This is a genomic window from Bacillus sp. SIMBA_074 (assembly GCF_046534555.1).
GTDB lineage: Bacteria > Bacillota > Bacilli > Bacillales > Bacillaceae_G > Bacillus_A > Bacillus_A mycoides.
On record NZ_JAWRYM010000003.1, the window covers coordinates 218156 to 236116 of the forward strand.

The following is a 17961-nucleotide window of genomic DNA, read 5'->3' on the forward strand; positions in this document are numbered from 1 at the left end:
GGAAGGGGGCCCCTTCCTCTTTTCATTATTCACTACTTATATCATCTTCGCCTCGTATTTGTGCTTTTTTACAAGCCACGCTCCTCCAATTACACCTGCATCATTACCAAGTATTGCAATTGCTAACTTCGTACTCTTTACAGCACGAGAGAAAGCATATTGCTCGAAATAACGTTGAATTGGCTCTAATAGTGAATCTCCAGCTTTAGATACGCCACCACCAATTACGATTTTCTCTGGGTTCAACGTACTAGCAAGGTTCGCTACAGCTAATCCTAAATAAGAAGCTACTTTTTCCACTACTTCACCTGCTAGTTCATCACCTTGTCCAAGCGCTTCAAACACATCTTTTGATGTAATAAGCCCTTCTTCTGCTAACATAGAACGTAAAACACTTTCTTTATCTGTCTCTTGTATTTGTTGCATAGCAACACGTACAATACCTGTTGCAGAGGCTACCGTTTCTAAACAACCCGACTTCCCGCAATTACATGGAAAAGCGTTCTCTGTAACAACTGTAATATGTCCAATCTCACCAGCAGCACCGCTTATACCATGTACAATCTCACCATTGGCGATAACACCACCACCAACACCAGTGCCAAGTGTCATACAAATTAAATCTTTTGCTCCTTCACCGGCACCTTTCCACATTTCACCAAGCGCCGCTAAGTTTGCATCATTATCAATAACAACAGGTAATCCCGTTTCTACTTCTAGTAAATCTTTTAACGGATAGTTTTTCCATCCTAAATTAACCGCTTCATAAATCATTCCAGATGCCACATGTACAGGACCAGGAGCTCCCATACCAATACCAATTAGCTTACTTTTTAATTCACCTAATTCTTCTAACTTTTTATCAATAGCTTTCGCTACATCAAGTGTAATATGTTTTCCTTGTTCATTTGTATTCGTAGGGATTTCCCACTTATGTAAAATTTCACCGTACACATTAATAAATGCTAATTTAATCGTTGTCCCACCAAGGTCAACACCAACTAACCATTTCTCTTCCATGTTACGTACCTACCTTTATCTATTTCTTATTTATCCCGCATTAACGGGCAGTAAAACTCCCACCTCAAAATTCAGCTGGAGCACAGAAGTTAGGTGGGAGATCAACTGCCCGTAAACGCCCGATTGGTTCAACTAATAATCAGTGGGGGATGAACAAAACCCCCACTGATTAAAGTTTCACTTTATCTCTTTTTGAATTTCTTGCTTCAACAAAAATAAAGCTGTTTGATAGTCTTGTGGATCGATTAGCTGTGATTGATTTAATTCACGCAATTCATCTTGCATTAATTGTAAATCAGCGATTCGATCACCCGTATAAATAATCGTGCCAAATTTCTTTAGCAATTGCTGAATATCATAAATGGATATCATTTCATCACCCTCTATACTCACTTACTATAAAAAAATTATAATAAGAAAACGTTCACATATTTTATTATAATCAAGAAGAAAAAGTCTCGTCAATTTTTATTTGTCTATACAAGCCCATTTATAACCATTGTTCCTTTTTCTGTAATAATTTTTTCTATATTTTTATCAAATGGCTCTACCGGAATATGTTTTACAATTTGAAAATTATAAGCTAATGATAGCGTTTTCCCTTTATAGTGCACGAGATAACGATCATAGTAGCCACCGCCATATCCAATCCGTTCCCCTCGCTGTGTATAAGCTACTCCTGGCACGATAAGAAGATCAATTTCACACGCATTCACTTCTTCCGTAAGCGCTGGAATCGGTTCACGTAAATTCATATATACTGTTTCTAATTGATTAAAATTACTAATTTGTCGGAAAGACATCGTTCTTGCCCCTTTATTACACTTCGGAACAACAATTTTCTTTCCTTCTTCCCAAGCTTTTTCGATAATAGGATATGTATTCACTTCATGCTCCATCGAGAGAGTGATTCCAATTGTTTTAGCTTCAACCCACTCTTTTTGTCCATACACCGAAACTGCAATTTGTTCCGATAAAGTTGTATACTGTTCTTCAGATAAAGAATTCATGTGTTCTATTATTTGTTTGCGTAAACGTATTTTCTCTTCTTTCACACACTTTTCCCCCTTGCAGTGACACTTTACTCTACGAAGATAGTGTATCACTTTTACGTAGGAATCGCATAAAAAAAAGAAACAGTAGGAAAATATTCCTACTGCTTACTTTGTTTCACGGTGTAACGTAGACTTCTTGTCACGCTTGCAATACTTTTTAAGCTCGATACGCTCAGCGTTGTTACGTTTGTTTTTCTTTGAGATATAGTTACGATCTCCGCATTCTGTACATGCTAGAGTAATATTCACACGCATTCTTATTCCCTCCAGTACTAATAACTTAAATCAGACTATACTATAATACCACTTTTAAAATAAAAATTCTACACCTTTTGATATTGTCTAATTTTTTCTATAAGATTTTTCATGTTTTCCCTTGCTATTACTGGGTTTCTAGCATGCGAATACACTAAAAATTTCGGTTGTTTTGTGTCAGAAACGATATAAGACCACTCTTTTTCGGTATATTTGAACTGTATCCCTTCAAATATACCTTCTTCTTTTCTTTCCATATCGGCCAATAATTTCCTCATTACTTTCCCTTTTTCCTTCCATGAACATACAACTTCATCATAAAGTAGATACAGTGGCGGTGATTGCTCTGCTATGCTAAGTAATGTTTTTCCTTGCAACGCTATTAATTCGAATAATTTTCCAATTCGATATAAAATATCTCGTTTCCATCTTAATTGAAAAGAGTTTTTTTCGTTATGCATATAAAAGAGGAGATAACATTCCCCTAATTTCAAAGACATTGGGTAAACATTATCTGCTGATTCGAGTAATAAATCTGGAATATCTACTTCTTCAAAATCAGTTCCTTGGTAAATATTACTGTGAGTGTCATATAATTCGAAGCGATTTCCGTGTTCAGAAAACATAAGCGCCATATTTGCTTTACTCGATTTCATCAGAGCTTTCACATGATCTTTTTGTTCACTCGCGTAAATCCATGTAACTGTGCATCCAAGCCTTTGTAGAAAGATCATAAGTAAATGTTGTAACATATCATTTCTCTTATTAATAAGAAGATGAAACTTCTGTTTTTGTATCGTTTCAATATCAATACGCTCTAACACAGCTTCTACATAATTATTTACAGAAACGTGAACTAGCTTATTTCGCCCCATTTCTTTCTCAGAAGCGTAATAAAACGACTCAGACATATATACTTGTTCTATCGCTTTTTGCTGCTTATACGTTAAAAACGAGCCCTCCTTGCCATACAGTTGTATAACAATTCCTCTTTCGCTTTCCACTTGAACGAAAACTCCACCTGCACATTGCAAATTATGAATGGCATACTGAAAAAGCGATTCATTCATTTCTTTACATTCCATCGTATGAATCCCGCTGCCATGAATGGCATGGAGGAATAAATTTTTAAAGGAAGTTGTTTCTATATTTTCCTGACTTCCAATCAATATACTCTCTCCTTTAGCAAAAAGAGATCCATAAGCCATTGCAACTTTCACAATAAATTGAGGAGTAATTTCAACATTACCCCTTCCTACAATCCGGCTTTTTTGTAACCATCCTGCACTCTTTTCACTCTCTTTAACACCGGCAGAACCTACTATAGAATGACTATCTATCTCCTTATATGGCCATATTTTTCCTTTTTGCTTAATTACTGTACTTTTCCCTATATGACAATGATCCGCTACAATACTTTTTTGAAAAAGTGTAACATCATCTTCGACCATTGTATGATCTCCTATTGTTGTTTCTAACAACTCACAATTTTTCCCTATATGAGAGTTTGCAAAAATGATGCTTTTTTGAAGATGAGAATAACTTGAAACGATACTATTTTTCCCGATAATAGAGTACGGTTCAATTACAGCCCCTGCACCAATCATTGCTCCTTCCCCAATAAAAGAAGGACCATGAATTTTCGTCCCTTTTCCTATCGTTACACCTTCTCCCATCCACACCATTGGTAATACTTCTGTATATGGAATAGGCACCTTCAATTTTTTCGTCAACAAATCGAATTGAGCTTGCCGATATTGATCAAATGTACCAATATCTAGCCAATAGTCTTCTGATAAATATGCAAATAAAGCATTTTTATTTGCCAATAACGGAAACACATCATGACTGAAATCCGAAAATTCCATGGATGGTATGTAAGAAAAGATTTCTGGCTCCATTATATAAATACCTGTATTCACAATATTAGAAACTACCTCATTCCAGCTCGGCTTTTCTATATATCGTATAATTTCTTGTTCTTTATTCATTACAACTAACCCAAATGAAAGTGGGTTTTCTACTTCTTTCACAAACATCGTTACCATTCTCTTCTTCTGTTCATGAAATGCAATTCCTTCTGATAATTGAAAGTCAGTTAGTGCATCCCCACTAATAACAACAAATGTTTCATCTAAAAAACTTTCCGCTTGCTTAATACTCCCTGCTGTTCCAAGCGGAGGAGAATCTTCAAAATAATACAAGTTAACTCCCCACTTACTACCATCACCAAAGTATTGCTTAATGGCAGTACTCATATATTGAACTGTAATTGCAATTTCACGAACACCATGCTGACGTAATAATTCAATATTATATTCAAGAACTGGTTTTTCTAACAATGGTAACATCGGTTTTGGAGTATTACATGTTAATGGTCTAAGGCGTCTCCCTTTTCCTCCAGCTAAAATAACCCCCTTCATATACTTCAGCCTCCACTTATATAATGTTCAAGAACTCCGTATATCATTTACCCCACATTAACTGCAGTAAAAGTCCGGTTTGGTATGATCTAACAATCAGCGAGAGACAGCCCCACTAATTAAAGCCTCACTTTATAAATAAATGTACCTTTTAACTCCCATCAAAAAGAAAGCGCTTACGATTAACTTGGTAAAATAATTAATAAGACGTAACTAACATATATGTACTTATTTTCCCATTAATTATGATACATCTTATCATCATAGACTAAAGGAAACAACGAGCTTTTTTTGTCATGTTTTGACTAAAAAAAGCAGGTGATTTCTCATCACCTACTTTTCCCCCTACTCATTCAATAAATAATGCTTTCCTTTTACTACATAAAATACATTCTCGGCAATATTTGTAACATGGTCTGCTACACGCTCAATATATCTTGCAACAAAGGATAGTTGTGTAATTTGTGTAATCGCTTCTGGTTGTCCAGGGATAGATGAAATAAATTCACGAATCGCCTTCCCATAAATTTCATCAACTGAATCATCCATTTCAGCAATTTGTTTAGCAAAAGTTAAATTTTCTTGCTCATATGCTTCTAATGCTAAATTTAACATCTTATGAGCAATCTCAAACATTTCCTCAAGATTATGCAAACTAACAACCACTTCTTTTTCACCAAGACGAATTGTTGATTTCGCAATATTAACAGCATGGTCTGCAATACGTTCTAAATCTGTCGCTGTTTTAATTGAAATGAAAATTCTTCTTAAATCACTTGCTACAGGCTGCTGCTTTGTAATAAGCATAAGCGCAAGGTCATTTATTTCCTCTTCTAAATTATCCATGCGATAATCCCCATCAATGACTTCTAACGCTTTCTCTACATCCCTGTTGTGAAGACCTTCCATAGCAATCAATAAAGCTCCACTTGCTAACTCACCAAGCTCGATCACCTTTTGCTGTAACGTTTTTAAATCACATTGAAACTGTTCTCTTACCATCATTTCTTCCCCCTCAATATTATGTGCCATTTTATATAAAGTGAAACTTTAATCAGTGTGGGGGTTTTTCATCCCCCACTGATTATTAGCCTTCACCAATCGGGCGTTTATGGGCAGCCCGACTCCCAACTAACTTCTTTGTTCCAGCCGAGTTTTGAGTTGGGAGTTTTACTGCCCGGCAAATAGCGGGATAAATCCCCTACCCAGCCTCTTGTATGTTTATTAAGCCTTGAGAAAAGAGAAATATTACTCCCCTATTTAAAATGAGGTGAAAATGAGAAATGCCCTCTGTTAAGAGGGCATTTACTCTTAGCCTTGCTAGCGATATCAACCAAATCGTCCTGTAATGTAGTCTTCTGTACGCTTATCTGCAGGTGTTGTAAATAATTTGTTCGTATCTGTATATTCCACAACTTCTCCACTTAAGAAGAAAGCAGTTTTATCTGAAATTCGTGCTGCTTGTTGCATGTTGTGCGTTACGATAACAATACTAAAATCTTTCTTTAACTCCTGAATTAATTCTTCTACTTTTGATGTTGAAATTGGATCTAGCGCCGATGTTGGCTCATCCATTAAAATTACGTCTGGCTCAATCGCTAAGCAGCGTGCAATGCATAGACGTTGTTGCTGACCACCAGATAAACCGTATGCATTATCATGCAAACGATCTTTTAACTCATCCCAAATAGCTGCGCCGCGCAAGCTATTTTCAACAATTTCATCAAGTGTTTTTTTGTCACGAACACCATGGATTTTCGGACCATATGCTACATTTTCATAAATAGATTTTGGGAATGGATTTGGCTTTTGGAACACCATACCCACATGCGTACGTAATTCTTCAACCGGATATGATTTATCAAATATGTTTCGTTCTCTATATTCGATAACGCCCGTAGTTCGAACGATAGGCACTAACTCTACCATACGATTTAGCGTTTTTAAGTATGTTGATTTCCCACAACCACTTGGACCGATAATCGCTGTTACTTCATTCTCATGAATACTTAAGTTGATATCTTTTAAAGCATGGTCTTCTCCGTACCATAAATTTAAATTTTTCGTATCAAATACTATTTTTTTTGGTGCTGTCTCAATCTTTTTCTCATTTTTCACCTGTACATTTACTACTGTTGCTACCATTTGAATTCCCCTTTCATCCACTTCCAACTTATTTTCGATTTCGTAACCATAAGACAAATATATTTATAAAGAGCAACAATCCTAACAAAACAATCATCCCAGCTGCTGCTACATACTGAAATTCTTCTTGTGGTCTACTCATCCAATTAAAAATTTGAATTGGTAAAACCGTAAATCTATCAAACATACTGAACGGAACATAATTTGCAAAGGCAAGGGCCCCAATAACTAATAATGGTGCTGCCTCACCAATTGCTCTCGATACCGCTAACGTACATCCCGTTACAATCCCTGGCAAAGCGACTGGCAATACAATTTGATACATCGTTTGCCATTTCGTAGCACCTAATCCGTAAGAAGCCTCTAGTAATGAGCTCGGCACAGTTCTAATCGCTTCTTGACTAGCTACAACAACAGTTGGTAAGACGAGTAAACTCATCGTCAGTGCCGCTGCCATTATGCTCTCTCCCAAATGGAGAGCGTATACGAAAATAGTTAACCCGAGTAAACCAAACACAACGGAAGGTACCCCTGCTAATGTTTGATTATTTAATTCAATTAACTTTTTAAAAACGGACTCCTTCGCATAATGCTCTAAATAAAGAGCTGTTCCGACTCCAAATATAAAAGAGACTGGTATAACAATGCTCATAAATAGTATTGTTCCTGACAAAGCAGCGACAATCCCAGCTTCTCTCGGATTACGTGAGGCGAAGTTTGTAAAGAAATCTATTGAAAGATAACTTATACCTTTTTCAAAAATTTGAAAAAGCAATATAAAAAGTATTACTACTGAAAACAAAATTGCTATATAAAACAAACACTTGTAAATCCGATCCTTTAAAAAACGCGATGCCATATTTTCTTGTATGTTCTTATGGTTTAACATTCGCATATTATGTCAACCTCCTAAAACGGCGCATAATATATTGCGAAATGATATTCATAATAAAAGTAAACATAAATAACGTTGCACCTACAGCATACATGCTGTAATAAGTAATCGTTCCGTGCGGAGCATCACCTAAACTCACTTGTACAATATAGGCTGTTAATGTTTGAATAGAATGAGTCGGATCTATCGATACATTAGGTGTTGATCCAGCTGCAATAACAACAATCATCGTTTCACCAATTGCCCTGGAAGCTGCTAATATAATCGCTGCCATTATGCCCGTAAAAGCCGATGGAAACACCACTTGTTTTACCATCTCAAAACGAGTTGCTCCTAGCGCTAATGAGGCTTCTTTAATTCCTTTCGCTACAGCTCTCATCGCATCTTCAGAGAGAGACGCAATCGTCGGTATCATCATAAACCCTATAACAATACCTGGACTAATAGCATTAAAAAACTGCAAATCTGGTATAACGCGTTGTAAAAGTGGTGTGACAACTGTTAACGCGAAAAAACCATATACAATTGTCGGGATGCCTGCTAGTAGCTCTAACAACGGTTTTAATATTTTCCGAGCGCCATTCGAAGCGTATTCGCTTAAAAACACGGCACAACCTAAACCAATAGGAATTGCTACGAACATGGCAATTGCTGTTACAAGGATTGTTCCACATATAAGTGGTAATATACCGAATTTTGGATCTTCAAAAAAAGGTAACCATTCCTTCTCTGTCAAAAAAGAATACAATGATATCTTTTGAAAAAACATGATTGTTTCATTTGCCAACGTAATAATAATTCCAAGTGTCGTTACAATGGACACGCTAGCAATGGCTTTTAGTATTAACGGAACAATTCGATTGATTCGCTGCGTTTTTTTTCTTCTATTTGTATTTCTCTCAATCAAATGTTGTACAGAAAATGTAATTTGACTTTTGTCATTATGAGCCAAAGATGAAAACCCCTTTCCACCCTGACATTACCTTTTTATTTCTGTTAACATTCGCAGCTGTTCATTATATTTTTCTTTTGGTAATTTTACATATCCGACCTCTTCAGCAAGGCTTCCAACATGCTTAATCATAAACTCAACATAATTTGCTACATTAATTTTATTTCTGATAGATGCATGATTCACATACGTAAATAGCGGCCTAGATAATGGCTTATACGTACCCGACTGAATGGTCTCTTTCGTTGGAAATACACCATCCACCTGTATTGCTTTTACCTTATCTCGATTGGCCATATAATAAGCATATCCTACAAAAGCAATGGCATTTTTATCATTCATTACCCCTTGCATAATAACTTGATCGTCTTCAGACAAAGAAACCGTTTTTACAAGGCGATTATTTTGTAAGACAACATTTTGGAAATAATCATAAGTACCAGAGTCTACGCCTGGCGCATAAAATTTAACTTGTTCACGAGGCCATGATGAATGAATTTGTGACCATCGTTTCAATCTTCCATTTTCACTCCATAATAGACGTAACTCGTCTATCGTCATATTGTTTACCCACGTATTTTGACGATTCACAACAATCGTTAGACCGTCATAAGCAACCTCAAATGGTGTAAATTGAATGGATTTTTTCTGCATTGCATTTTCTTCTACCGGTTTCATCAATCTCGAAGCATTGTTTATATCTACTTCTCCTTTACTGAAACGATTAAATCCTCCCCCTGTCCCAGAAATACTAATAGAAATTTTCACGTTTGGATGGGCCTTTGTATATTCCTCTGCTACTGCCTCTATAATGGGAAAAACCGTTGAGGATCCATCAACTCTCACTTCTCCCATTTCATTTGTAGCGAATGCAGTAGACATATTAAAACAAAGGAAACATGTCGATAATGTCAAAACTTTAATCGATGCGCTCATCCATTTCACGTGTTCTTCCTCCTAGAAGTAACCGGAAATAACAGGATTACAGATATAAGAATACTGCTAAACTATTAATTCGGTTTTAATTATTTGTAAAAGTTTTGTAAAGTCCCACAAAACAACTGTATACACAAACTTTATTTTCACTTTTGTACTTTAGATGCAGGAAATTTTCTAATCATCCATAAAGTGAAACTTTAATCAGTGGGGGTTTTGTTCATCCTCCACTGATTATTAACCCTCACCAATCGGACGTTTACAGGCAGCAGAGCTCTTCTTTGCTCCAGCTGAATTTTGAGGTGGGAGTTTTACCGCCCTCAAACGCAGGATAAAACTGCTATCGCCTATCACACACAACAAACTTAGAGCGTATGCACTAATCTTGTTGTGTTCATCGTTTTTGAAACTACATGTTTTTTCAATATTTTATGCTTGTCCACATTTACTAAACCATATGCGTAAGGCATAAAAAAAAGCACACTATCTTTTCAGATAGTGTGCTTTTTTTACAACTTTTTTATTCATCATCTTGATTTTTATTTTTTTTCGCTTTTTCATCTTGCGGAGCTTCACCAGTTAATGCTTGTTTTTTCAAATCATAGTAAGCGTCCATAATTTCACGACTGATATATCCATTAATTCCTGTTTTATCATCATGTACCCATGGGACAACAACAGAAAATGCTACTTCTGGATCTTCAAGTGGCGCATAACCTACTAATGTTAAGTTATATGTTTCAACACGCTCACCTTTTGCATTTCTACCAATCTCTTTATCTCCGCCATATACAGTTTGAGCTGTACCTGTCTTCCCAGCGGCTTTATACGGTGCACCTGCAAAGTATTTTGTAGCTGTACCACCTGTATCGTTAAACACTTGTCTAAAGCCTTCTTGAACACGTTTAATTTGTGATTCAGGCATATCAACACGATTTAATACTTTCGGTTCCATCGATTGAACAACTTTTCCAACTTCCTCTGGCTTCGCCGATGGCTCGCGGATTTCCTTTACAACTTGCGGTTGCATACGATATCCACCATTCGCAATCGTCGAAATATATTGCGCTAATTGAAGCGGTGTATACGTATCATACTGTCCAATTGATAAATCTAATAAGAAACCTGGTATCTGATCTGTTCTACCTCTTTGTCCAGCCGTTTCATTCGGTAAATCAATGCCAGTTTTTACACCAAGTCCAAATTGACCGAAATAGTAACGCATAGTATCATATGATTTTTGTGGTATATCTAACGTACCGCCTCGCACATATGGAACCCCAGCAATATTCATCGCTGTTTTAAACATATAAACGTTAGAAGACATTTTTAACGCTGTCAGGTCATTAATGTATCCCATCGTTTTCCATGATGATTTTGTTTGTGTCCCTTTTAATTTAATTGGTTCATCTAACTGTACAGATCCAGGTTGAATCGCGCCAGTTTGATATCCCGTAAGTAATGTCGCACCTTTTACAGTTGAACCCATCGGATAAGAACTTGTCATCGTTCCTAATGCAAAATCCTCTACTTTCGTTTCGCCGTCTTTATTCACTAATTGTTTCCCCGCCATAGATAAAACTTCACCATTTTTCGGGTTCATCATTACAACGAATGCACGGTCTAAAAGAGGTTCGCTCCCTTTAAATCTCATTAAGTTTTTTGTAAGAATTTCTTCTACGCGCTGTTGTAATTTCATATCGATCGTTAAATTCAGATCGTTACCTCGTTGTCCTTGTGACACATTAATAGTTTCTAAAATATTACCCTCTTTATCTGTAACATTTCTTACTTCAGCTTTTGTACCGTGTAGGCTATCTTCATATTGTTGCTCAAGGTAACTTTTCCCTACGCGATCGTTACGATTATAATCACGAACAAGGTAGTAATCTAGTCGTTCTCTCGGCAACCCTTCATCAGAAGAAGTTACACCACCAAGTACACTTCGGAACATATCGTCATATTTATATTTTCGCTCCCAGTCAACATTTGTATCTACGCCTGGTAATTTCGCTAAATTTTCACTAATAATCGCGTATTCTTCTTCTGTTGCACCTTTTTTAACAATTTGCGGCGTCATTGCATATCCGCTTTCCATCTTGCTTTTGATCGCCAATATTTCTAAATCTTTTGCTGACAATTGATTAATCTCTTCTTCTGTTACACGATTTCGTTGACGTTCATCTAGTTCTTTATCTTCAATTTTATTCGCTTTAAACTCTTCACGATCTTTTTTTGTGATTTTCGCTTCTGCTTCTTCTTTATGTAAAGCAAGCCAATAATCTTTCTTATCGCGATCTGTTAACTTATCTGTTGGGACTTCAATTAAATCTGCTAACTTTTTCGCCGTTTCTAAGCGATCTGCTGCAGTTGATCCCTTCATTTTTGTAAATGTAATTGTACGAATAGGCTCATTATCTACGACCGCTTCTCCATTACGATCAAATATTTTCCCGCGTGGTACAGGATTACTTATCGTTGAATTTTCTTTCTTCTCAACTTCATTTTTATATTCCTCACCACGAACAATTTGTACGTATCCAAGCCTTACAATAACCGCGGAGAACATTAAAAACACGCAAAAAAACAACACGTTTAACCGAAAGGGAACGTGGGTTTTTGTCTTTGTCTGGTTCTTCTTCTGCTTCTTGCTCATACAAACCCCCTCTACCAACAGCTATGTAATGTGAAAGGGACACCTTCATACAGGTGCCCTCACTGCTGTCTTACATCTTTTTCTATTCTAGCATAAAACACACGATAAGTTAACCTTCTGGTTCAGTTTGATTCTGCGTGCTTCCTTGCGCTACAACACTGGTTTTGTTCACATTCCCCTCATCATATTTGACATTTTTAACTGCAAAATAAATAAGAAAATGTCCAGCTCCTAAAATACATAGTAAGAAAGGTAAACTTTTTTCAGGTGGAAAGAATATGACAGCACATAAAAAACTTAAAATGGAACAAATTCTTCCAGCATTTAACCATAATTCCCTGACCACTATATATTCTACACGCCATTCTCTCGCCTGTTTTGCTCTACCAATTACATCGTATGTCATTGAGCCGTACGGAACGAGTAAAATCGGATATGCAACCGCAATACATGCTGCATAAATAAGTAATTTCGTATATGTAACATTAAAAATAACTAAAAATACAACCGCGTATAAAATAATACCGCCAAGTAAAATTGCTTTTTTTCGCCATTCTTTCTTTAACATACGAGCAACTAAATAATAGCATACAAATGATACTGCAGAATTCACTAAACTATATTTCCCTAGTGCTAACTCGCTACCAGATGCTAAATAGACATATACCGAAATAACGAAAATAAACGTTCCCTCTCTCAAACCTTGGAAGAAATGAGCGCGCGTAATTCTTCCCCAGTTTTCATCAACTTGCCGCTCTTTCAATACTCGCACAATTTCATAGCGTCCTTCACATTCCCTCTTCGATAAAAAAAAGCTTAGAACGACTGCAACCGCAAATAGCATTAACGAGAGGAAGAAAATGACAGTATAACCACTCCATTTTTCCATACGTGAAATTGTATATCCTGCTGCTATCGGTCCAATCATTCCAGAGAACGATGTAAGAAGTCCTAGAAAACCGTTAAAAAAATCTCTTGTTTCTGGTTCTGTAATCTCAAATGTCAACAAGTTAAAAGCGAGCCAATAAAAACCATAACCAACTCCTAAAAGGGCTCCCATTAATAAAATATAGTGAGATGCACTTTTTCCCGCTACTAAAACGACGATAAAAAAAACAGCTAACGTGCCTACACCGATTCTCAATAAAATCGAGCGATCAATACGTTTCGCTAATTTCCCGCCCACAAGAAATGTTACAGGCTGCAATACAACGCTGGCCAAATTATACAAGCCCAGATTCACATAATTTTGTGTTTGCTTCCATAAATAAATGTTTACAAACGTATTCGATAAAGAAATTGCGAGCGTGTATAAACCTCCTATAACGAGCAATAATACTAAATCCCGATTCACTTCAACATCACCGATTACATGTTTCCACTTCATACACAACTCTCCTTTACTTCATGTTCTAGTCTTCCAAAGACAAGCTCAATTATGTAAAAAGAGAACATAGAAAAAAGCTAGGAGAAAACCCCCTAGCTTTTTTCTAGCTGTATTAACTTTAATTATTTTGCTTCTTGGTAAAGTTTTTCAGCAACGTTCCAATCTACAACGTTCCAGAATGCACCGATGTAGTCAGGACGACGGTTTTGGTAATTTAAGTAGTAAGCATGCTCCCAAACATCTAAACCGATAACTGGAGTTTTACCTTCAGTTAGAGGAGAATCTTGGTTTGGAGTGCTTGTTACTTCTAACTCACCATTGTTTACTACTAACCAAGCCCAACCAGAACCGAAGCGAGTTGCGCCAGCTTTTGCGAATTCTGCTTTGAATGCATCGAAGCTACCGAATTTCGCTTCAATCGCAGTTGCAAGTTCGCCTACTGGTTGTCCCCCGCCGTTTGGAGATAGGATTGTCCAGAAGAATGTATGGTTAGCATGTCCGCCACCATTGTTACGTACTGCTGTACGGATTGCTTCAGGTACTTCGTTTAAGTTTGCAACTAATTCTTCAACGCTTTTGTCAGCTAATTCTGCATGACCTTCTAAAGCAGCGTTTAAGTTTGTAATATACGTGTTGTGATGTTTTGTATGATGGATGTTCATTGTTTCTTTATCAAAGTGAGGTTCTAAAGCATCATACGCATAAGGTAAATTTGGTAATTCGTGTTTTGCCATTGTTATATTCCTCCCGGTTTATGTATTGTCACTACATATGTGACCTACAACTTCATTCTACCCTAATTGCCATAGGGTGCAAACAAATAAATCGCTTTGTCTTGCTATCATTAAAGTAGCAAAATTCCCACTTCTTTTCAATTAAAATGCTCATATATTCCGAAAAAAAGCTTCCTTCTACAAGGAAGCTTCCTGCTGACATAATAAACATATGAAATGGATATGGACCCTGTAGGACTCGAACCTACGACCGGACGGTTATGAGCCGTCTGCTCTAACCAACTGAGCTAAGGGTCCACGATTATGTATGTACCATTAAAAACAACTAAATTCCAATCGGATATATCGTTTGAAAAATGTAAGATAAATTTACCATATACGAAAGAAAAGTGTCAATTGTATTTTTCTCTACTAAAAGAAGTAAATTAATAAGAAGGAATTTAGTCTTCTCTACTATATGTAAATATAATATATCTTGAGCTTCTCTAGATTCGTACGTTACAATGATTTTATACATACATAAAGGAAGTGAATCTATGTCCATTTTTACACAGCTAGCAAAAAGCGTATATTCGCCTAAAGATATGGCGCTTTTCCGTTTTCAAAAAATCGGTAAAACCATTTTGTATATTATGCTTCTTTGCCTAATCACTACTATTCCAAGAACTTTCTTGTACGGTAGCGTTATTCAAGATGGTGTTAACATGGTAAATAAAGTAATCGAAAAAGATTTACCTGATTTTAAAATTGAAAATGGCGAGCTAACAGCTGATATTGATCAACCTATCGAAAAAGAAGATGGAAATGCCCTTTTCGTATTTGATCCAAATTCAACAGACTTAGAAAAATATCAAAATAAAACAGGTTTATTTGTTTTAAAAGATAAAGTAGTCTCCATGGGGAATGGTCAAACACAAACATACTCCTATAATGACTTATTAGGCGCATCTCTTGAGAAAAAAGATTTACAAGATTTCATTTCGTTATTTGACAGTATTTATCCAATCTTATTATTCGTTATTGGGTTCTTACTGTACTTGTTCCAATTATTTATTACCTTTGTAGGAGTTACATTGCTTGCCTTCATCGGTTCTGCGATGAGCGGTCAACGCAAATTATCTTATAAACAAGTTTGGACATTAACTGCTTACAGTTACACAATTCCAACAATCTTCTTTATGATTATGGATTTATTCAAAATAAACGTACCTGGCGCAACATTCATTTACATTGCAGTTGTTTTAATCGTTCTATACTTAACAATTAAAGAAGTTCCAAAGCCGAAAGAAAAACAAGAACTATAAAAAAATGCCTAAATAGGCATTTTTTTTTTGGACAAGCATATATTCCTAGCAAAGGAGTGAAGGATATGAAGAGATTAGGTGTACTCTTATTCGTGCTTGTCCTCGGTTATATATTTTATTACGACATAAAAATCGGTACTTTACCGATGTTAAGTTCATACAAAAAAACATCTGCTGCCCAAACGATAAAAAAAGAAAATACAGATACAAAACAAAATAAAGAGACAGAAACAGAAAAAGAAACGGATACAGCTTATAAAGCAATCGAAGTAAAAACTGGCGATACAGTTCTTTCTATTACAGAAGCGATTAATAAGAAAAAAATTCCTTCTATTGAAAAAGTAATTGATGATTTTAAGCAATTAAATAAAAATACATCTGCTACAAAAATCCAAGTTGGAAAGTCTTATAAATTCCCCTTATATCAATAAGCAATCACTTAATCCTTGTCAATTACATAAAGGCGCTGATACAATAGTAAAAGTGAAACCGAGTACTTTGGTTTCTATAGCCCTTTCTCACACATACTATCATTGATGTAAGGGACTAAAATAAGAAACTTCTTTTATAAGGAGAGCGATCAATTCGTGAATGAAATGACTCAACGCACAAAAACACGTCCAGTTAAAGTCGGTAATTTAACAATTGGCGGTAACAATGAATTAATTATACAAAGTATGACGACAACAAAAACGCATGATGTTGAGGCTACAGTTGCTGAAATTAAACGTTTAGAAGAAGCTGGCTGTCAAGTTGTTCGTGTTGCTGTTCCAGACGAACGCGCAGCAAATGCTATTGCTGATATTAAAAAACAAATCAACATTCCACTTGTTGCTGATATTCATTTTGATTACCGCCTTGCTTTAAAAGCAATCGAAGGCGGCATTGATAAAGTACGTATCAATCCAGGTAACATTGGACGTCGCCATAAAGTAGAAGCTGTTGTAAATGCAGCGAAAGAGCGTGGCATTCCAATCCGTATCGGTGTAAATGCCGGCTCATTAGAACGTCATATTTTAGAAAAGTATGGATATCCAACTGCTGATGGTATGGTCGAGAGCGCACTGCACCATATTAAAATTTTAGAGGACTTAGATTTCCACGATATTATCGTATCAATGAAAGCCTCTGATGTTAACTTAGCAATTGAAGCATACGAAAAAGCTGCTCGCGCTTTTGATTATCCATTACATTTAGGTATTACAGAATCAGGAACATTGTTTGCTGGGACTGTAAAAAGCGCCGCCGGTCTTGGAGCAATTTTAAGTAAAGGCATCGGAAATACACTTCGTATCTCTTTAAGCGCTGATCCAGTTGAAGAAGTAAAAGTTGCACGTGAACTATTAAAATCATTCGGTCTTGCATCTAATGCCGCAACACTTATTTCTTGTCCAACTTGTGGTCGTATTGAAATTGACCTAATTAGCATTGCTAATGAAGTCGAAGAATACATCTCCACACTTAAAGTTCCAATTAAGGTTGCAGTACTCGGCTGTGCCGTAAACGGTCCTGGTGAAGCTCGTGAAGCTGACATCGGTATTGCCGGTGCACGCGGAGAAGGTTTATTATTCCGTAAAGGGCAAGTCGTTCGTAAAGTACCAGAAGAAACAATGGTAGAAGAACTGAAAAAAGAAATTGATGTAATCGCTGCTGAAATGGCTGCCGAACGAGAAAAAGAAAAAGAAAAACAAGAACAATAAAAAGAAGGTTGCCACAATTTTTGTGAGCAACCTTTTTTTTACATTCAAATTAAAAACTCGTCAGTTATATAACTGACGAGCCCTCTCATTTTGCACATTTTGGGCAACGACCATATATTTCAAACTTATGCCCCGTTACCTCATAACCTTTAAAATCTTTATTCATAAAATCCATCGGGCAGGAATTAATCTCTTTCGTACCACCACAATCTAAACAAATGAAATGATGATGATGTTCCATAATGGAGCATGTAAAACGGAAATGCTTTTCACCATTTAATTCCGTTTGCTCTAAAACACCGACTTCAGCAAAAACCGTTAAGTTACGATAAATCGTATCAAAACTAAGTCCTGGATAATCACCCTTCATATGCTCTAAAACATCTTTCGCAGTTAAATAACGATTATGAGCTGCGAATAATCTCAGCATCTCTTCCCTTTTCCCCGTATGTTTGTATCCCTTTTCCTTCATTAGGCGTAAAGCTTCTGTTAGATTCAT

At 36.3% G+C, this 17961-nt stretch carries 18 protein-coding genes and 1 tRNA gene; 3 read left to right on the forward strand and 16 right to left on the reverse strand.

All coding sequences use genetic code 11. The annotated features are described in order from the left end of the window. Positions 1–36: 36 nt before the first annotated feature. The 15 genes from glcK to SB773_RS05860 form a co-directional block, all read right to left on the reverse strand. Positions 37–1020 (reverse strand): glucokinase, encoded by a 984-nt coding sequence (gene glcK / locus SB773_RS05790; RefSeq protein ID WP_002088641.1) that lies wholly within the window; start codon positions 1018–1020, stop codon positions 37–39. A gap of 177 nt (positions 1021–1197) precedes the next feature. After that, positions 1198–1392, reverse strand: a complete 195-nt coding sequence (locus SB773_RS05795; RefSeq protein WP_002122542.1) for a YqgQ family protein — start codon at positions 1390–1392, stop codon at positions 1198–1200. 104 nt (positions 1393–1496) lie between these two features. Continuing rightward, entirely contained in the window at positions 1497–2075 is a 579-nt protein-coding gene (locus SB773_RS05800; RefSeq protein WP_410588960.1) for a 5-formyltetrahydrofolate cyclo-ligase, read from the reverse strand. Between the two features lie 105 nt (positions 2076–2180). Beyond that, entirely contained in the window at positions 2181–2330 is a 150-nt protein-coding gene (gene rpmG / locus SB773_RS05805; RefSeq protein WP_001265616.1) for a 50S ribosomal protein L33, read from the reverse strand. Between the two features lie 68 nt (positions 2331–2398). Beyond that, a complete protein-coding gene (locus SB773_RS05810; RefSeq protein ID WP_283749519.1) occupies positions 2399–4753 on the reverse strand; it encodes a sugar phosphate nucleotidyltransferase in 2355 nt (784 codons plus the stop codon). A 345-nt stretch (positions 4754–5098) separates the two neighbouring features. After that, positions 5099–5755 (reverse strand): phosphate signaling complex protein PhoU, encoded by a 657-nt coding sequence (gene phoU, locus SB773_RS05815; RefSeq protein ID WP_002015145.1) that lies wholly within the window; start codon positions 5753–5755, stop codon positions 5099–5101. 327 nt (positions 5756–6082) lie between these two features. Beyond that, on the reverse strand, positions 6083–6898 hold the full coding sequence (pstB, locus tag SB773_RS05820; RefSeq protein WP_002088644.1) for a phosphate ABC transporter ATP-binding protein: 816 nt from the start codon (positions 6896–6898) through the stop codon (positions 6083–6085). Between the two features lie 28 nt (positions 6899–6926). Further along, a complete protein-coding gene (gene pstA, locus SB773_RS05825; protein ID WP_002088645.1) occupies positions 6927–7793 on the reverse strand; it encodes a phosphate ABC transporter permease PstA in 867 nt (288 codons plus the stop codon). Position 7794: 1 nt separating this feature from the next. Then, positions 7795–8745 (reverse strand): phosphate ABC transporter permease subunit PstC, encoded by a 951-nt coding sequence (gene pstC, locus SB773_RS05830; protein ID WP_002088646.1) that lies wholly within the window; start codon positions 8743–8745, stop codon positions 7795–7797. Positions 8746–8772: 27 nt separating this feature from the next. After that, on the reverse strand, positions 8773–9690 hold the full coding sequence (locus SB773_RS05835) for a PstS family phosphate ABC transporter substrate-binding protein (RefSeq protein ID WP_002138359.1): 918 nt from the start codon (positions 9688–9690) through the stop codon (positions 8773–8775). A 511-nt stretch (positions 9691–10201) separates the two neighbouring features. Next, complete coding sequence (locus tag SB773_RS05840; RefSeq protein ID WP_410588965.1) at positions 10202–12337, reverse strand: peptidoglycan D,D-transpeptidase FtsI family protein; 2136 nt, start codon at positions 12335–12337, stop codon at positions 10202–10204. Between the two features lie 109 nt (positions 12338–12446). Further along, complete coding sequence (locus SB773_RS05845) at positions 12447–13724, reverse strand: MFS transporter (protein WP_002034060.1); 1278 nt, start codon at positions 13722–13724, stop codon at positions 12447–12449. Between the two features lie 122 nt (positions 13725–13846). Next, complete coding sequence (gene sodA, locus SB773_RS05850) at positions 13847–14458, reverse strand: superoxide dismutase [Mn] (protein ID WP_001052029.1); 612 nt, start codon at positions 14456–14458, stop codon at positions 13847–13849. A gap of 223 nt (positions 14459–14681) precedes the next feature. Then, positions 14682–14755: transfer RNA gene (locus tag SB773_RS05855), tRNA-Ile, on the reverse strand. Between the two features lie 28 nt (positions 14756–14783). Then, positions 14784–14975 carry a hypothetical protein gene (locus tag SB773_RS05860; protein ID WP_033728250.1) on the reverse strand — a complete coding sequence of 64 codons (192 nt, stop codon included), beginning with the start codon at positions 14973–14975 and terminating at the stop codon, positions 14784–14786. Positions 14976–14994: 19 nt separating this feature from the next. Here SB773_RS05860 and yqgB point away from each other — a divergent pair, with 19 nt between their 5' ends. The 3 genes from yqgB to ispG all read left to right on the forward strand — a co-directional run bounded on the left by yqgB (position 14995) and on the right by ispG (position 17462). Next, positions 14995–15762, forward strand: a complete 768-nt coding sequence (gene yqgB, locus SB773_RS05865; protein ID WP_002034056.1) for a protein YqgB — start codon at positions 14995–14997, stop codon at positions 15760–15762. 65 nt (positions 15763–15827) lie between these two features. Beyond that, a complete protein-coding gene (locus SB773_RS05870) occupies positions 15828–16193 on the forward strand; it encodes a hypothetical protein (protein ID WP_410588968.1) in 366 nt (121 codons plus the stop codon). A gap of 165 nt (positions 16194–16358) precedes the next feature. Continuing rightward, on the forward strand, positions 16359–17462 hold the full coding sequence (gene ispG / locus SB773_RS05875; protein ID WP_161793976.1) for a flavodoxin-dependent (E)-4-hydroxy-3-methylbut-2-enyl-diphosphate synthase: 1104 nt from the start codon (positions 16359–16361) through the stop codon (positions 17460–17462). An 85-nt stretch (positions 17463–17547) separates the two neighbouring features. Here the strand turns inward: ispG and SB773_RS05880 are convergent, their stop codons facing one another. Beyond that, positions 17548–17961: a Fur family transcriptional regulator gene (locus SB773_RS05880; RefSeq protein WP_002015164.1), complete on the reverse strand. Its 414-nt coding sequence runs from the start codon at positions 17959–17961 to the stop codon at positions 17548–17550.

Bases quoted from the DNA above. Each gene is read 5' to 3' on its own strand.
- SB773_RS05860 (WP_033728250.1), bottom strand. From the start codon at position 14,975: ATGTATAAAATCATTGTAACGTACGAATCTAGAGAAGCTCAAGATATA.
- SB773_RS05840 (WP_410588965.1), bottom strand. From the start codon at position 12,337: ATGAGCAAGAAGCAGAAGAAGAACCAGACAAAGACAAAAACCCACGTT.
- yqgB (WP_002034056.1), top strand. From the start codon at position 14,995: ATGTCCATTTTTACACAGCTAGCAAAAAGCGTATATTCGCCTAAAGAT.
- SB773_RS05845 (WP_002034060.1), bottom strand. From the start codon at position 13,724: ATGAAGTGGAAACATGTAATCGGTGATGTTGAAGTGAATCGGGATTTA.
- SB773_RS05810 (WP_283749519.1), bottom strand. From the start codon at position 4,753: ATGAAGGGGGTTATTTTAGCTGGAGGAAAAGGGAGACGCCTTAGACCA.
- pstB (WP_002088644.1), bottom strand. From the start codon at position 6,898: ATGGTAGCAACAGTAGTAAATGTACAGGTGAAAAATGAGAAAAAGATT.
- pstA (WP_002088645.1), bottom strand. From the start codon at position 7,793: ATGCGAATGTTAAACCATAAGAACATACAAGAAAATATGGCATCGCGT.
- SB773_RS05880 (WP_002015164.1), bottom strand. From the start codon at position 17,961: ATGAATCTAACAGAAGCTTTACGCCTAATGAAGGAAAAGGGATACAAA.
- sodA (WP_001052029.1), bottom strand. From the start codon at position 14,458: ATGGCAAAACACGAATTACCAAATTTACCTTATGCGTATGATGCTTTA.
- ispG (WP_161793976.1), top strand. From the start codon at position 16,359: ATGACTCAACGCACAAAAACACGTCCAGTTAAAGTCGGTAATTTAACA.
- SB773_RS05795 (WP_002122542.1), bottom strand. From the start codon at position 1,392: ATGATATCCATTTATGATATTCAGCAATTGCTAAAGAAATTTGGCACG.
- rpmG (WP_001265616.1), bottom strand. From the start codon at position 2,330: ATGCGTGTGAATATTACTCTAGCATGTACAGAATGCGGAGATCGTAAC.
- SB773_RS05870 (WP_410588968.1), top strand. From the start codon at position 15,828: ATGAAGAGATTAGGTGTACTCTTATTCGTGCTTGTCCTCGGTTATATA.
- glcK (WP_002088641.1), bottom strand. From the start codon at position 1,020: ATGGAAGAGAAATGGTTAGTTGGTGTTGACCTTGGTGGGACAACGATT.
- phoU (WP_002015145.1), bottom strand. From the start codon at position 5,755: ATGGTAAGAGAACAGTTTCAATGTGATTTAAAAACGTTACAGCAAAAG.